The sequence below is a fragment of the Xanthomonas sp. SHU 199 genome (assembly GCF_000364665.1).
Classification (GTDB): domain Bacteria; phylum Pseudomonadota; class Gammaproteobacteria; order Xanthomonadales; family Xanthomonadaceae; genus Xanthomonas_A; species Xanthomonas_A sontii.
This window is the reverse complement of sequence record NZ_AQOI01000051.1, coordinates 1-13,694: the sequence shown is the minus strand read 5'-3', so window position 1 is coordinate 13,694 and position 13,694 is coordinate 1. Positions and strand designations below refer to the sequence as shown.

The 13,694-nt window shown below is 63.9% G+C and carries 20 protein-coding genes; 2 read left to right on the top strand and 18 right to left on the bottom strand.

The features are described from left to right. Positions 1 to 190: 190 nt before the first annotated feature. Entirely contained in the window at positions 191 to 2,569 is a 2,379-nt protein-coding gene (locus tag D183_RS0102685; RefSeq protein WP_017907629.1) for a TonB-dependent receptor, read from the bottom strand. Positions 2,570 to 2,774: 205 nt separating this feature from the next. Between D183_RS0102685 and D183_RS0102680 the strand changes: the two genes are divergently transcribed. After that, on the top strand, positions 2,775 to 2,978 hold the full coding sequence (locus D183_RS0102680) for a hypothetical protein (protein WP_017907628.1): 204 nt from the start codon (positions 2,775 to 2,777) through the stop codon (positions 2,976 to 2,978). A gap of 31 nt (positions 2,979 to 3,009) precedes the next feature. On the opposite strand, the gene D183_RS0102675 is transcribed toward D183_RS0102680, so the two are convergent. From D183_RS0102675 to D183_RS0102640, 8 genes are all read right to left on the bottom strand, one after another. After that, positions 3,010 to 3,327, bottom strand: a complete 318-nt coding sequence (locus D183_RS0102675) for a hypothetical protein (RefSeq protein ID WP_232757188.1) — start codon at positions 3,325 to 3,327, stop codon at positions 3,010 to 3,012. A 28-nt stretch (positions 3,328 to 3,355) separates the two neighbouring features. Next, positions 3,356 to 3,847 carry a DUF3828 domain-containing protein gene (locus D183_RS0102670; RefSeq protein ID WP_232757187.1) on the bottom strand — a complete coding sequence of 164 codons (492 nt, stop codon included), beginning with the start codon at positions 3,845 to 3,847 and terminating at the stop codon, positions 3,356 to 3,358. Between the two features lie 284 nt (positions 3,848 to 4,131). Further along, the gene (locus D183_RS0102665) at positions 4,132 to 4,578 is read right to left on the bottom strand and encodes a hypothetical protein (protein WP_017907625.1); all 447 of its coding nucleotides are present in this window, start codon (positions 4,576 to 4,578) and stop codon (positions 4,132 to 4,134) included. A gap of 97 nt (positions 4,579 to 4,675) precedes the next feature. Further along, positions 4,676 to 5,068 (bottom strand): hypothetical protein, encoded by a 393-nt coding sequence (locus tag D183_RS0102660; RefSeq protein ID WP_017914678.1) that lies wholly within the window; start codon positions 5,066 to 5,068, stop codon positions 4,676 to 4,678. A 267-nt stretch (positions 5,069 to 5,335) separates the two neighbouring features. Continuing rightward, a complete protein-coding gene (locus D183_RS0102655; protein ID WP_017907623.1) occupies positions 5,336 to 5,596 on the bottom strand; it encodes a hypothetical protein in 261 nt (86 codons plus the stop codon). Between the two features lie 142 nt (positions 5,597 to 5,738). Further along, positions 5,739 to 6,197, bottom strand: coding sequence for a hypothetical protein (locus tag D183_RS26235; protein WP_017907622.1), 459 nt, complete (start codon positions 6,195 to 6,197; stop codon positions 5,739 to 5,741). Between the two features lie 59 nt (positions 6,198 to 6,256). Beyond that, a complete protein-coding gene (locus D183_RS0102645; RefSeq protein ID WP_017907621.1) occupies positions 6,257 to 6,538 on the bottom strand; it encodes a hypothetical protein in 282 nt (93 codons plus the stop codon). A 101-nt stretch (positions 6,539 to 6,639) separates the two neighbouring features. Next, complete coding sequence (locus D183_RS0102640; RefSeq protein ID WP_017907620.1) at positions 6,640 to 7,002, bottom strand: hypothetical protein; 363 nt, start codon at positions 7,000 to 7,002, stop codon at positions 6,640 to 6,642. A 321-nt stretch (positions 7,003 to 7,323) separates the two neighbouring features. Here D183_RS0102640 and D183_RS0102635 point away from each other — a divergent pair, with 321 nt between their 5' ends. Next, a complete protein-coding gene (locus tag D183_RS0102635; protein WP_017907619.1) occupies positions 7,324 to 8,001 on the top strand; it encodes a hypothetical protein in 678 nt (225 codons plus the stop codon). A 107-nt stretch (positions 8,002 to 8,108) separates the two neighbouring features. Here the strand turns inward: D183_RS0102635 and D183_RS0102630 are convergent, their stop codons facing one another. The 9 genes from D183_RS0102630 to D183_RS27280 all read right to left on the bottom strand — a co-directional run bounded on the left by D183_RS0102630 (position 8,109) and on the right by D183_RS27280 (position 13,533). Beyond that, complete coding sequence (locus D183_RS0102630; protein ID WP_017907618.1) at positions 8,109 to 8,567, bottom strand: T6SS immunity protein Tdi1 domain-containing protein; 459 nt, start codon at positions 8,565 to 8,567, stop codon at positions 8,109 to 8,111. Between the two features lie 70 nt (positions 8,568 to 8,637). Next, the gene (locus D183_RS0102625) at positions 8,638 to 8,901 is read right to left on the bottom strand and encodes a hypothetical protein (RefSeq protein ID WP_017907617.1); all 264 of its coding nucleotides are present in this window, start codon (positions 8,899 to 8,901) and stop codon (positions 8,638 to 8,640) included. A gap of 51 nt (positions 8,902 to 8,952) precedes the next feature. Beyond that, a complete protein-coding gene (locus D183_RS26230; RefSeq protein ID WP_081613251.1) occupies positions 8,953 to 9,366 on the bottom strand; it encodes an ankyrin repeat domain-containing protein in 414 nt (137 codons plus the stop codon). A 657-nt stretch (positions 9,367 to 10,023) separates the two neighbouring features. After that, positions 10,024 to 10,422 carry an Imm10 family immunity protein gene (locus tag D183_RS0102620; RefSeq protein ID WP_017907616.1) on the bottom strand — a complete coding sequence of 133 codons (399 nt, stop codon included), beginning with the start codon at positions 10,420 to 10,422 and terminating at the stop codon, positions 10,024 to 10,026. A gap of 99 nt (positions 10,423 to 10,521) precedes the next feature. After that, positions 10,522 to 11,004 carry a hypothetical protein gene (locus D183_RS0102615; RefSeq protein ID WP_017907615.1) on the bottom strand — a complete coding sequence of 161 codons (483 nt, stop codon included), beginning with the start codon at positions 11,002 to 11,004 and terminating at the stop codon, positions 10,522 to 10,524. Positions 11,005 to 11,135: 131 nt separating this feature from the next. Then, positions 11,136 to 11,531, bottom strand: a complete 396-nt coding sequence (locus tag D183_RS0102610; RefSeq protein ID WP_017907614.1) for a hypothetical protein — start codon at positions 11,529 to 11,531, stop codon at positions 11,136 to 11,138. A gap of 126 nt (positions 11,532 to 11,657) precedes the next feature. Beyond that, on the bottom strand, positions 11,658 to 12,119 hold the full coding sequence (locus D183_RS0102605) for an OmpA family protein (protein ID WP_017907613.1): 462 nt from the start codon (positions 12,117 to 12,119) through the stop codon (positions 11,658 to 11,660). Between the two features lie 476 nt (positions 12,120 to 12,595). Next, the gene (locus D183_RS28225; protein WP_081613250.1) at positions 12,596 to 12,925 is read right to left on the bottom strand and encodes an Imm1 family immunity protein; all 330 of its coding nucleotides are present in this window, start codon (positions 12,923 to 12,925) and stop codon (positions 12,596 to 12,598) included. 383 nt (positions 12,926 to 13,308) lie between these two features. Next, positions 13,309 to 13,533: a hypothetical protein gene (locus D183_RS27280; protein ID WP_157835159.1), complete on the bottom strand. Its 225-nt coding sequence runs from the start codon at positions 13,531 to 13,533 to the stop codon at positions 13,309 to 13,311. Positions 13,534 to 13,694: the final 161 nt, after the last annotated feature.

Sequence of the window (13,694 nt, the reverse complement as noted above, 5' to 3'; positions counted from 1 at the left end):
GCCGCTTCGGAAGGGAACCCGGTAAATCAAAAACAAAAGCCAAGCCAAAGCCAGGCAACAGCTATGGCTATGGCTATGGTTACAGCTGCGGCAACCTAGCTTGCCAAACGCAAACGGGCGGGAGGACTGTCGCCCTCCCGCCCGCTGGCGCCGGCAGGTGCTGCCGGCGTGGTGCTACGACGTGCTGCGATCAGTGCCAGTGCAGGTTGAACGAGACGCCGACGATGCGCGGTTCGTTGTACACGGCCGCCATGTAGTTCTCGATCACGCCCTTGAGGTTCTTCTCGTTGGTGATGTTGCGGGCGAACGCGGCCACTTCCCATGCGCCGTAGTCGCCGGTGTAGCCCAGCTTGAGGCCGCCCTCGAAGTTGCCGTTGGAGGTGAACTCGGTGGAGTCGTACAGAACGAAGCTGGTGTAGCCCTGCTTGTTCCAGTCGGTGGCGACGAAGAAGGCGCCGCCGTCGTTGACCGGGATGTCGTAGCGCGCGGCCAGGTTGACGTTGTACTTGGGCGCGTTCGGCAGCGGGTTGCCGTCGATCTGGGCGAAGGTGTTGTTGCCGATGCGGATGGTCGGGTCCTTCACCGTGCACACCACCACGCCGTTCAGGCCGCACACCTGCGCATACACGCGCTTGTCCTGGATCTCGCTGTGCAGCAGGCTCAGGCCGGCGGTCAGCGACAGGTTGGGGATCGGGCGCCAGTCAAGGTCCGCCTCCATGCCGTAGGCCTTGGCCTTGTCGGCGTTGAACAGCACGCCGTTGCCGTTGGAGTCGTTGCCGTTGAGCTGGATGTCGTCGACGGTGTAGGTGAAGCCGGTGACGTTCAGGCGCAGGCGGTTGTCGAACAGGTTGCTCTTGATGCCGGCTTCCCACGACAGGATGGTTTCCGAGTCGGCGGTGGTGAAGTCGGAGTTGAACACCGCCGAACGGCCCTGGATGGTCGGGCCGCGGAAGCCGCGGGCGACCTTCGCGTACACGTTGACGTTCGGGTTGATCTCATACATCGCGCTCAGGTCCCAGCTCGGCTGGGTGTCGGCCAGGCGCACGTCGCGGCGGCCCTTGTAGGTGACCACGCCGGCTGCGGTGTCGGCGGTCTTGAGCAGCTTGGTCTCCTTGCTGTCGCGGGTCTGGCGCACGCCGGCGGTCAGGGTCAACGCGTCGGTGACCTTGTAGGTCAGCTGGCCGAAGCCGGCCCAGGAGGTGTTGCTGTTGTGCAAGCGCACCCAGTTGTTGAGATTGCGCGCGGCAGTCTGCAGGAAGTAGGCGCGCTGGTAGAAATCGGTGGTGTCCTTGCCGTCGAAGTAGAACGCACCGGCCTGCCACTGCAGCGGGGCGTCGCCTTCGCTGGCCAGGCGCAGTTCCTGGGTGTACTGGTCCAGGTCGCGCACCTGGCCCATCGACTGCCCGTAGCCGTTGGGCACGCCGTTGACCGGGAAGTTGGCCGCGGCGCCGCCGTCGGTGTCGCCGCGGCTGTAGCCGGAGGTGGTCTCGTAGGCGCTGATCGAGGTCAGCGAGACGCCGCCGAAGTCGTAGATCGCCTTCAGCGAGGCGCCGTGGGTCTTGTACGCCTGCGGATTATCGTGGGCCTCGTCGTAGGCCACCTGGTCGCGCGGCACGTCGACCTTGTTCGAGCCCTTGCGCAGGGCGCCACGCAGGAACAGCGTGGAGGTGCCGTCGTAGTCGCGGGTGTGGAACGAGCCCAGCAGGGAGAAGTTCTCGCTCGGCTTCAGCAGCAGCTGCAGGCGCGCGTTGCGGTCGTCGTAGCCGCCCATCGCGTCCTTCTTCGGGGTGACCGTGCCGTCGGCGCTCGGGCCGGTGTAGGTGTTGTCCACCCAGTCGTCGCGGTGCTGGTACAGGGTGGACACGCGGAACGACAGCACGTCGTTGATCGGACCGCCGATGCCGCCGTCGACCGAGACGGTGTTGTAGCTGCCGTAGCTGGCGGTGACCCGGCCGGTGTAGTCGTCGCTGGGCTTGATGCTGTCGAACTTGACGATGCCGGCGGTGGTGTTGCGGCCGAACAGCGAGCCCTGCGGGCCGCGCAGCACTTCCACCTGGTCCACGTCGTAGACCGGGTTGGACTTCAGCACCACGTGCTCCAGCACCACGTCGTCCTGGATGATCGACACCGGCTGCGAAGCGCCGAGGTAGAAGTCGATGTTGCCCAGGCCGCGGATATAGAAGCGCGGGAAGATACGGCCGGTGGTGGTCTCGGCGTAGAAGCTGGGCACGCGGCCGGACAGCGCCAGCAGGGTGTCGTCGCCGCCGGCGGTGAAGTCGCGCATCGCCTCGCCCTGCACCACGCCCACCGACACCGGTACTTCCTGCAGGTTCTGCTCGCGGTGCTCGGCGGTGACGATGATGGTGTCCAGCGAGGTCGCCGCATCACCAGTGCCGGCGGCGTTGGCCGGACGGCTCTCGCTGCCGGCCAGCGACGGCGCGCTGTCCTGCGCGGCGGCGGCGGCGGCGACCGAGGCCAGCACCAGGGCGGCGCAGGCCTGCGCCAGGCGGGTACGGGCCGGCGCGGCGCGCGCGGTCAGCGGCCGCGGGGAGAGAGAGGAAAGCAGCATGTCGGATCCTTGTGAGCGCGCAAAATCGAGTCCGTTCGGCTTGCGCAGCAGCCCGCGACGGCATGCGCCATACGGTGGCGCAGCGCGGCACGATATGTCGTCTGTGTTGCAACGCCATTGCAATGACGGCGCGGCGGCCACAGCGCGACGATGCGTGACCGCATACCGTCACGCCACGCCGTCGCAGCGGACATCTACGGACCTCATGCATCGCGACGGCGAACTGCAGCCGGACCTGCAGGCCCGCCGCGACGCCATCGCCCCGCACCGCAGCGCCAAACTGCGCGCCCACCGCCAGGACCTGACGCCACTGGCCAAGCCACAGCAGGGCGTGCACCTGCTGCGCGAGGCGTTTCCCTCGGCGACGCCGATTCCCGGGGTGGTGGACGCGGGCACGGGGGAACGATAGGACCCAGGATGCCACGCGCCAGCGGCGTGATTCAGGCCGAAGCGTCCGGTTCTGCGCGACGGTATGCCACGTGCTGCAGGGGCTGCGGCGGCTCCTGCATCGGCACGGCGACATGGACTTCTTCGAGGTTCCAGCTCGCCGGAAAGTCCGCGATCACCTCGGTGGCGGCGCACGAGCAGCTTTCGCGAGGCGTTTCCATCGGCGGGCCGTCGTATTCGAAGCGCAACCGGACCACGCGGCGCGCCTGGTCGGCCTCGATCGAGGCCTGCCGCAGTTGTGGGTGCACCTCACCGAGCAGGGCGCGCTGCAGGCTCAGCAATAGCGCGGTACGACTGCCGACGTCATCCATCGCGCTTCCCTCGTCTACGCCGGCGACGTCATTGCGTGCAGCGCTGCGCGGCAAAGTCGGTCAGGCGTCGGGTGAGCGTGCCTTCCTGCCACGCGATGTCGAGGATCACCCAGCGATCGTCCTGGCGACCGAGCACCAACGTATCCGTCCACTGCTGGTCATCGATGGCAAGCCGGGCGCGCACCTGCGCGGCGTCGCCGGCGACTTGCGCGGTCGTCGAGACCAGCGCCGTCGGTTGGTCCGGCCACATGAAGAATGGGCTCTGGTCGAGCATGTGCGGCTTGACGTCTGCAGGCACAAGTTTGGCGCAGGCTGCCTCGTAGGCGCGCTGCGCCTCCAGCGCCGCGAACAGTTCCCGCCCCAGCAGATGCCGCACCTGCGCAACGTCGCCATCGGCGTGCTTGGGCGCGATCGCCCAGGCATAGAACGTCTGGACCGTGCGCGCCGGCGACTCGCCCGCGATGGCGGCGAACGCGCTCAGCCACAGACTTATCGCACACAGAACGCGCATTCCCCTCATGGATCGCTGCCACCTCGGGCCGCCAGATGCGGCATCGCGATCCTCGACCAGTGGCTGCGCGGCGTCAATGCGAGCGCTGCCGCGTGCGCCAGCGGCTGGCGTGGCCGCAGCAACCAGATGCCTAGGTAACGTGAGACATCCAAGCTCACCGGAACTCCAACCACGTAGAGCGGCTTCGGCCGCGACAGGCTTTACCGGGAATTCCCGTTGCGGCTGAAACCGCTCCTACAAGGCCACGACACATGCCGCTAAATCGCAGCGAAAGCGCCTCACCAGGGCATCCTTCAGTCGCTGTCCACCCCGAGCACGCTCAAGCGCAGCGGCGGTACATCCGGCCCGATCGGCGCATGCGCCAGGGTTCCCGTCACCCTCACCACCTGGCCGACACCTTCTTCGCGCAGGTGTGCGGCCTGGTCGGCGGTGACCGCCAGCCGCAGCTGGCGCACCTGCTCGTGCCGCGGCTGACGCCCATCCGCCGACGCCGCCACGCACAGCGGCTGCGGCAGGATCAGTACCTCTTCCTGGGTCGCTGCCGCACCGGCAGCGGCGTCCGGATGCGTATGCGTATGCGGGACAGCAGGCGGGGCGGCGTCGGTGGGCGACGGCGCCAAAATACCGGACAGGGTGACCTGAGTCGGGCCATACGGCAGGCAATGCCTGGGCGCCGCCATCAGCTCGGGCGAGGTGCCGATCAGCAGCAACGGGAACAGCGACAGGGTACGGATCGGCATGGTGGCACGCGGATGGAGAGGGACCGCCGAGCATACCCAAGCGCGATGGCGCGTGTGCTGCAGTCCGCGCCATCGCGTCGCGCAGCCCTACCGGCGGTCAGGATTCGCGTTCCACCACCACGTCGGTGAACCGTGGTTCGGCCGCGATCAGCGCATGCAGCCGGGCAAAGCACGGATCGTCGTCGCGCATCGCATGGCGGCCGAGCAGGCGCTCCCAGAACGAGCGCTCCTTCTCGATCTGCAGCATCCAGGTATGGTTGCCATCGACCTCTTCCTCAGCGTAGGCACCGACAAGGTAGGTGCGCCCCTGGCATTCCGCTTCGGAGGCCCAGCCCCAGTCCTCCGGGTCCGGCTCGGACAGGACCATGGCGTCGCCCACACGCACGCGCAGCCAGTCCAGCAGCGAGCTGCCACGGATCGGATTGATGGGATTCTCCGGCTCGGCGCTCACCTCAAGCAGGCGGGAGCGGAAATGGATGACAGGATGCATGCGGCAGCTTGACTCTCGAACGATCGGGGGGCGGACGCACGCATCGGCGTGGCTGCGTCATGGCGCGCAGACGCGGATGGGCGGTCCAGGAAGGTAACGCATGCACGGCCGCCCAGGTGGACAACGGTGCGGCACGTCATGTAACCCGGTGGCGGCCGGCATCGCCGTCTGCGGCACATGGGCATCTCTCGCAACGCCCTGCCACCGGGGACCGACACCGTGGTGCAGCGACCGGCCGGACCCATTGCAGCACGGGCGCATGACAACTCATCGCATCTGTCGTAGACAGGCACGCGCGCCCAGATACGCCCAGATGCCGATTGCGACGGCAAGCCAGACGCTGGCGACCTTGATGCAGGCCGAGGCGAAGGCCAGGTACGGAAACGAGTCGCCGGGAGGACCACCTTGCAACGACGCTGTGCCCCCGCGTTGCCAGAACGTCAGCCACGCCTCGACACCGCACCACAGCGGCAGCACCCAACCGGCGGACAGCAGCGCGATCGCGAGGGCGAGCAGGCGCTGCTTCATCGCACACCGCCAAGCGCCGACATCGCCACGCGGCAAGCAGCGTGGTCGTGCGACGGATCCGCAAGCCGGTTGAGCAGCCACAGGGCGATCGACCGTCGCGGCAGCCCTCCCGCCGTCATGGCGACGCAGCGGCGGCACAGCCTCACGGTGTTTGCTCCGGCTCCGGCTCCGGCTCCAGATCCGGCTCGAACGGATGATCGGGCAGGCGCTGCCCGCACCACGGACAGAACTGCACGCAGATCGCATCATTGAGGTACCAAGTCGGATCCTCGCCACGGAACAACTCGAAGCCGATCCGCACGATCCTGTCCGGCTTGGTCACCGCCGCGAACATGCTGCTGCAGCAGTAGCGTGCGATTCGCTCGCGCCACGCCACCCGCTCCGGGAACTGCGCGTCCATCCAGGCGGCGCTCCAGGCCTGGCATGCCGAGCACTGCGCCAGATGCGACAGCGCCGCGAGGGTTGGTGGGTCCGGGAAGTGCTCCTCTTCCACCTCGATCATGCACTCCAACGCCATCACCAGTTCGGGGCGCTCGTCGATCTGATCGCGCAAGGTCGACAGCGTGTAACGCGTGGTGAAGCAGGTGGCCGAGTGAGGCATGGGTAGGTGCAATCCGTTGCAGTCGACAGCAAGCGTAGCGCTGTGTGGCCGCTTCGGGGTTAAGCCCCCGCTGCCTGCCACAGCGCATAGCCCAACAGCCCAAAGCCCACCAGGGCAAACCCGCCCCAGAAGGCCGCCGCGTCGGCCGAGACCACGCGTGGGGCCAGGTACGCGCTGCGCTTGCCGGATTTGCTGCGCCGTTTGCTGCTCCACGGTTCGACACTGTAGTAACCGAACGAGAACGTCGGTACCACGAGCATGCCGACGACATAGCACAGACCGTAGAGGACGATCTCGACCAGCGGGCGCAGGACGACCTCGGTCAACAGGCTCGCGGGCATGGTGTCACCTGATCCAGACAGAAGTGATGTGTGGCGTTGGCCTCGCCCCTGCGCCGAGGCTGCATGCGATGCTCGCCGAGCGGGCACTGGCCGTCAACGGCTCACTGGCTGCCGCTGAGCAACCGGTGCACCAGCTCGAATCCAAGCACCGACATCGACGGATAGCGCGCGTAGTCGTCCACCGACAGCATCCGCACGAAGCTGTCGTCTTCGTGCAGGGCGCCGGCGATGTGGAAGGTCAGCAACTCCCTGGCGTCTTGGGGCAGCAGCGCGTGGCCGACGATCTGCCATTCGCCGCTCCTGAGTTTCTGGGTGCCGGTGAACAGCAATCGGATGTCCTTGTGGCCATCGCGCACCGGCAACGGCCGGGTCGGCGACGCGCCAAGCATCGGTTCCGATGCCTGCTGTTCCAGCACACAGAAGCCGACCACCTTGCGATAGTCGCCCTGCGGCGCCCACAGCACTTGGCAGAGCGCGTACGTTCCCGCATCCAACGGGATCGCGAAGACATCGCCCCCCGGTACTTCACTGCCATTCCACCACCCTTTGAAATCTGGACCGCGGCAAGGGTATCCCCGCGGCGTGCCTGATGGCAGCCACCATACAGACCAAGGTGTTCTTCGGTGTCGCTCCGGCTGGCCGGCACGCATGGGTTACGGGAGGCCACGCCACGCACCACAGCGACGGTGTCCGGCGGGCAGCATGATGTCCTCACCTACTGATTCGCTCGCCACCGGTTCACCCGGCATGCACCACACTATTGCCCCACCTCTGGAGCGACTGTGATGCACAAGACCTGGCTGCTCGCCTTGTTGGCGGTTCCCGCACTGGCCTACGCGGCGCCGGACGAGGACACGGCGATGTGCCGCAACGGCGGCTTCCCCATGAGCACGGCCGGGTTCTCGCTCGCCAAGGTCGCAGTGCCGCGCCTGTACCTGCTCAACGACGACGACGGTTGCCCGGCCAAGGGCGAGGCCGCGTGCCGGCAGCGCGCCTATGTGGTCAAGGACGACACCGTGATCCTGGCGCAGCGCCAGGGCGGCTTCGTCTGCGCGTTCTACCCCAACAAGGTCGGCGGCAGCGCCGGCTGGGTGGCGGCGTCCAGCGTGCAGCCACTGCCGGCGACGACCGCACCGAAACCGCAGGCCTGGGTCGGGCATTGGCACGACGGCGACAACGAACTGCAACTGATCGCCAACGGCGACGGCACCATCACCGCCAACGGCGATGCCTACTGGCCCAGCGCCAACCCGACCCCAGATCAAGCGCCTGGTGGGCCGCACCTTGGCGCCGTCACCGCGCGCGGCTTTCCCGAAGGCAATCGGCTTGAACTCAGCCAGGACGACTGCAAGGTCCGCCTGCAGCTGGTCGGCGACCTGCTGGTGGCCTCGGACAACCTGGAGTGCGGTGGCGCCAACGTCAGCTTCAATGGCGTGTACCGGCGCAAGGCGGCGAAGCACTGAGGCGCGGTCTCTGCGGTGCTAGCGTTGCGTTTGATCCAGGCGGCGATCCAGTGCCGCCTGGGTTCTCGCTTGGAAGATCGCGTCCCGCGGCTTCAATCCAGTTTGCGTCACAACCCCACGCTTTGCGCGACCAGGTCCGCAAAGACCCATACATCCCCCTTGTCGTACGTCTCGGGCGCTTCCGTTCCACCCAGCGTCGGATACGGCTGCGGGATGTAGATCTGCCCGGGCTTCAACGGGCCAAGACGCGCCGCGATCGCCCGCACGTGGTCGCCGCGCAACACGTACGCCTCGAAGCCCGGATCGCGCAGGATGGCCGCCTCGAATGCCTCGGTGGAGGCGTGCGCGCCATAGGACTTGCCGGCGGCCTTGAACGGGTGCAGCACCGCGTAATCCTGGCTGGCCGGGTCGTGCAGAAAGAAGTGGCCGAGACTCGAGTAGCCGACCACAGCGGTATACGCCGGGAATGCGTCCGCCCACGGGCCGAGCATCTCGTGCGATTCCGGCACGATCAGGTGGTACAGCGGGACGTTCGTCGTGTCAGCGCGCTCTGTGCTCTGGCTCATTGGAGACCTTGCAGCGATGGCGCGCCAGGATACCAAGCCACGTGCATCCGCCTGCTGTCAGCATGTTCACCTAGGCCTTGGCGATGGCGCCATAGCACCTGGCCGATCCATCCAGGAAAAACTGTACGTCGCGCCCCTCGCACCAGGCTTCCAGCTCGGCCTTGAACACCGACCACAGGTCGCACGCCCATGCAGGTGCACTCTGCGCCCAGGCATGTTCGGTGGGCACGTAGACCGTCGGCACGCCCATCGGGAAATCCAGTACGAACTCGCCGCCCGGGCCAGTGCAGACGAGTTCTTCCTTCCAGCGGGGTTGGAATTGGAATGTGGTCATGCGTCCGTTAGCGGCAGATTGATGCGATCTCGCACGAACAAGGCACTGCGCCTATCTTCCGCCATGCTCAAGCAGCAGTTGCAGGATGGCCGGAGAAGCCATGCCGCGTGCAATTCCCGTTGGGGTCACCGACTCTCCTTCCGGAAGATTAGGATCTGCCCCATATTTCAGTAGCAAGCGAACGAGGTCGGCGTTGCCATTCCTCACTGCCAGTGCGAGTGGGGAGCTGAACTCGCCTGGAAGGCCAACGCACTCCGTGATCTGCGCATAGCCACGGCCGTTTGGGTCTGCGCCTCCTTCAAGCAAAATTTCTACCCCTGTCCAATCCTCGAACGCCACGGCCCTATTGAGGAAGTGATACTCGTACGCGGCCTTGCAGCGATCTTTGGCGAAGAGGTCTTTGGCATCGACGGCGGGTGGCAACACGCTGAGCGCCAACACGGCGAGTAGAGAGACCCTTTTCATGTTGCAAGTTGCCTCTTTTGAGTCGATCCGCACGAACTGTCGTTGGTTTGAATAAGTTCCAGTCTATAGGACGGAACCACATGACTCCAATCAATACTCTTAACTACGGCTTCTCCAAACGACCGCCCAGTGCGCACAGGCCGCCAACAGGTTCCTGGTTCAGAGAGGCGCCAGTCCCAGCCTTCAGCTCAGCGGCACAGCGCTGGTTGACGACCAGGCGGTCGCGGATGGCTCACCACGCCCCGCAACTTAGTTTGCCCTTGTAGGTCTTGCCATGCACGGTCAAGGTCGCGCCCGGCCCTGCTCCCCTTAGCCTGAAGCTCGGTGGAAGCGAGGGATCGCCTGGATCGGTGTAGGTCAGGTCGATCCTGCTAGCGCTCTGATCCAACGCAACGACTTTGTAGGAACCTTGCGGAAGATTGCCTGGCCCATTCTTGTCTTGAATGAGGAGCCCACCAATCTTGTCGTAGCCGAGAAATTCCAGATCCGGCACTGGTGCGCCGGGCGGCGCTTAGAACGCCCACATCGTACTGCTGGCCACGGCCGAGGACGCCGCCAGGAAAAGCACAGTGACAAGGGCAAGTAGCATCTAGCCCTCCTTTGCCGTTAATGCCGAACGATCAAGCCCGCGAGCGAGTATGGGTCGAATACGACACTTTAAGCATCGGTCACCAAGAGGCAACCGCTTCCCGCGAATATGCAACGAAGGGCAGCCTGCAATGTCAGGTACTCCGGCGGTGTCAACTGGAACACGATCGTGAGAATCCCCAAACCAGCCAGTGCTACCGGCGAATCTGGAACGAATGTAATCCGCGCGTGGCCAGGGCTGAGCAGAAACTGGGAGACGCCGCCGTAGCCCGAGGTTTCCTGGCCGCACCATTCGACATGATAGGTGTCCATCCTCAACGCCACGTCCTGCTCGTCGAACGAGAATGCGCGCTGGAGCAGGAGATAGGTCGTGGTATCGAGCGCTTGGTCGGCGAAGCCGACCAGATGGCACTCCCCCTCTGGGTGTTCTACAGCGATGCTGCTCGCTTGAAGTACGAATGACGACATGCCGATGCTCGCTCCTCATTCGCCATATTCCACAGATTAGAAGAAGGCCAAGAGCAAACTCCCAAGAAAGCGTGCTCTGAGCCGTATTTTCCGCATAGGCTATTCAGCGCGTTTGAAGCGATTCATCGTGATCGCCGGCTCTCCGTTGATGTTCAACCAGACCACGGTTTCGGTCATCGTCTTGCCGTCAGGGGCGACGGTGTAGGTACGCGTCGTGCGTGGCATTCCCTTCAAGTAGAACGCGGCGACCATCACGTTCGGCGCCGGCAGCCATACGGCCGTGGTGTCGACCGTCGGGTAGCCTTTGCTTGGGGCTGCGGTTCCGTCGAGCGGATAGATGGCGACGGCATGGATGTCATGTCCATCGCCACCGACGATGTCGGCATTCGTCTGCCACTTGCCCTTGCCCACATCGCTGTAGGTGAGAGAGGCGCTCTTCGGCCGCTGCGCGGGCGGCGCCGGCATGCTCGCGACATCGAGCACCCATTTGCCGAGCAAGGGCGACTTGGAAGATTGGGCGTACACGGGCGCGCTACAGACCAGGCCCACGATCAGCAGCAGTACGGCGAGATGCTTTTTCATATTGTCTCTCCAGCAGCTGAGGCGCATTGTTGCATGACTTTTCCGTGGCGGCTCTCAAGGTATCGGACACCAAGAATTCTCAGATGACACGCATCGTCGCCGCATGCGATTTTTTTCCCGCGGTGGAACCGCTAGCGCCACGCCGAGTAGGTCGTTACGTGGGTGCGTTCGAGCCTTCCCTTCGCGTCCGTTTCCATCTCGATCACGTAGCCCGACTTTCGCAGCAGCGACTCTTCGGTGGCGATGACGCATCGCCGCCGCCGGGGTGCCGTTTCCTGGCAGGCGTCGAAGAAGTAGTCGCTCGAACCTGTCACAGTCGATCCTGCAAGATGGCGGTCGAGGCCACGTTGCAGCTGCTCCGCGTCATAAGTCCGATAGGGACGGTCAAACGGCAAGCCGGACGCGGCGTACACCAGCTGCCATGGTGTTTCGCAGGCACACGGCATCGGCGAATAACCGACGAGCATGAATCCGGCGACACACGCCACGATGGTCGCGGCTCCCAGGGCCTGGATACGTCGATGCATGCTGTGGGGTGCCTAGATCGGTCCGCGATGGAGTAGGAGTTTCCTCGCCTCGCCGACCATGATTCAAGACGGGCGAACTAGATGCGTCAATGGTCCAGTTGATCCCGTCAGAGATGTCTCATTGCATCAGCACGTCTTGCCGAGCGTCACCAACAGGTGCACTGCCCTGTCAGGGGGCGCATCATGCTGCGGTCGCGCAATCGGACTGCTGGTGCCGGCGGCGATAATTGTCTTGATCTGACAGGCGGGAATGCCCTGCTCCAGCAGATAGTCATAGACCAGTTCGGCGCGACGTGCCGACAACATCATGCACGATGCAGGGCTGCACTCAGTTGCGTTCGCCCTCCCCATCAAGTCATAGGCGACGTTCGGATACTCCTTCATGATCGAGACATTCACCTGTAGATTCTCGAGTTGAGATCCACTCGCGTTATCCATGGAGTCCTCAAGGTTCTCCCCTACAAGCGGATGTCCTTGTTTGAAGTAGACCGTTCGCCAATCAAGCGACATCGACTGTGCCGGAACTGCCACCAGCACGGCGGCGAAGAGCGTCAACCTCCTCAGTGCGGCAATGCGGATTATTTGCATGTGTCATCCCCCTGATTGAACCGATGCGCGAAGCAATCGGCTTCGCGACTCAGCACCGATGGTAAGCCGAGCTAGTCGCAACGCTTCACCCGGAGCGCATGTGGCCCAGTGCGGTGCGTTCTCCACGCTTCCTGCGTCTCGATCGATAGACCAGATGGGCCGAACCGTTGAGAAGAACCCAACACAAGGCCGGAAACCACGCACTGGCGGCGATACGCAAGGCCGCCCGCATTCCCTGCGATGTGATCGCGTCCGGTCCCAATCCATCCCGCAGGAACCAGTCGACGCAAAGCAGGCATAGGAAGGTCGTGGTCGACGTAACCACAACGTCAGGCGGGATGGGAAGACGACCACCACGACGAAGGCCGCTCCGGCACACGCAACCAGCGCCAGGAATCCGATCACAAGCAGGAGAACTGGAGTCAGAGTGCATTTTCAAGACAAGTGCACTCTGACTCTTTTTCCTAGACCGGTGATCAGACTTCTGAAGCATCACCGGAGTCGTTGTGCCAGCAGACGAAAGTTGGTGGCTTTCCCGTGTCCCGGAAGGAGGCGAAGGCTCGCTCAATCGTTGCGAGCGGCAGCGCCCATGAAGCTGGATATAAATCGACTTGGCCATTGAAGAGCCTGTATTCGATCATTTCGTCAAGCGGTCCGGAATAGGAAGGGTTGCGAGAACTGAAGCCTGGATCTTCAGACGAAGGCAAGAACATAAGCCAGCCGATGTCGCCGTTGATGAGAGCGCAAAGAGACGACCCATTTGGAGCCGATTCCCAGACCTCCCGACAGTTAGCGCAACTCAACATATAAGGACTAACACCTGATTTAAACCGAACCGCGAGGCAGCTTCCGCTTGAATAACTAGTTACACCGCAGTGCACGAATTTTTCGGCGCAAAAGTATGCCGGCAACAAGCATTGCGCTCCCCAAAAGGATAAAAATGTATGGCAGATATTCCGGCCAGGGTAGCTCGGCAGGGACCGCCCGAAGGTATTGATGGGAGGTCTCTCCATCACTTGGCAACATCAAGGAGATCGGAAGCTGATGCAGTACTATTGGCGTGCCGAATAGCCCGGTCAGCGAGAATAGCACGCCGAGCACTGTTACTAGGTTTGCGAGAATCTTCTTCATGTGACCTAGCGCTTAAATTATCTCAATCAGCGAAGCCGGTTCGGCCTGAATGGAACTGTCAGCTGCCGTTTCCGGCACTGACGTAGTTGTAACAGCCGACTGCAACAAGCGCGACCGTCAGCGCAATGAGACCGACGCCCTCGATATCTAAGTTCGACCGAAGAAGCTTGCGACGCCAAGACGGGACGAGCAGGCACGGCGACACTACCAGCAGCCCAGCGCCGAGGCTAGCCAAGCCGAGTCCGATATTGAACTGCCATGATTCCCAAAGCTGGCTAAGCATCTGACGTGGCACCTAGCGCCTGAACTAAGCGGACCCACGCAGCGACTTCGGCGTCGGCTTGAGTGAACTGTTAGGGACCACTGTTAGGCTCCAGCGACGATGATGCATCAAGATATTCCTGCGGCGGAGACTCAAGCTGAGGATTGGCAAGCCAGTGAGCT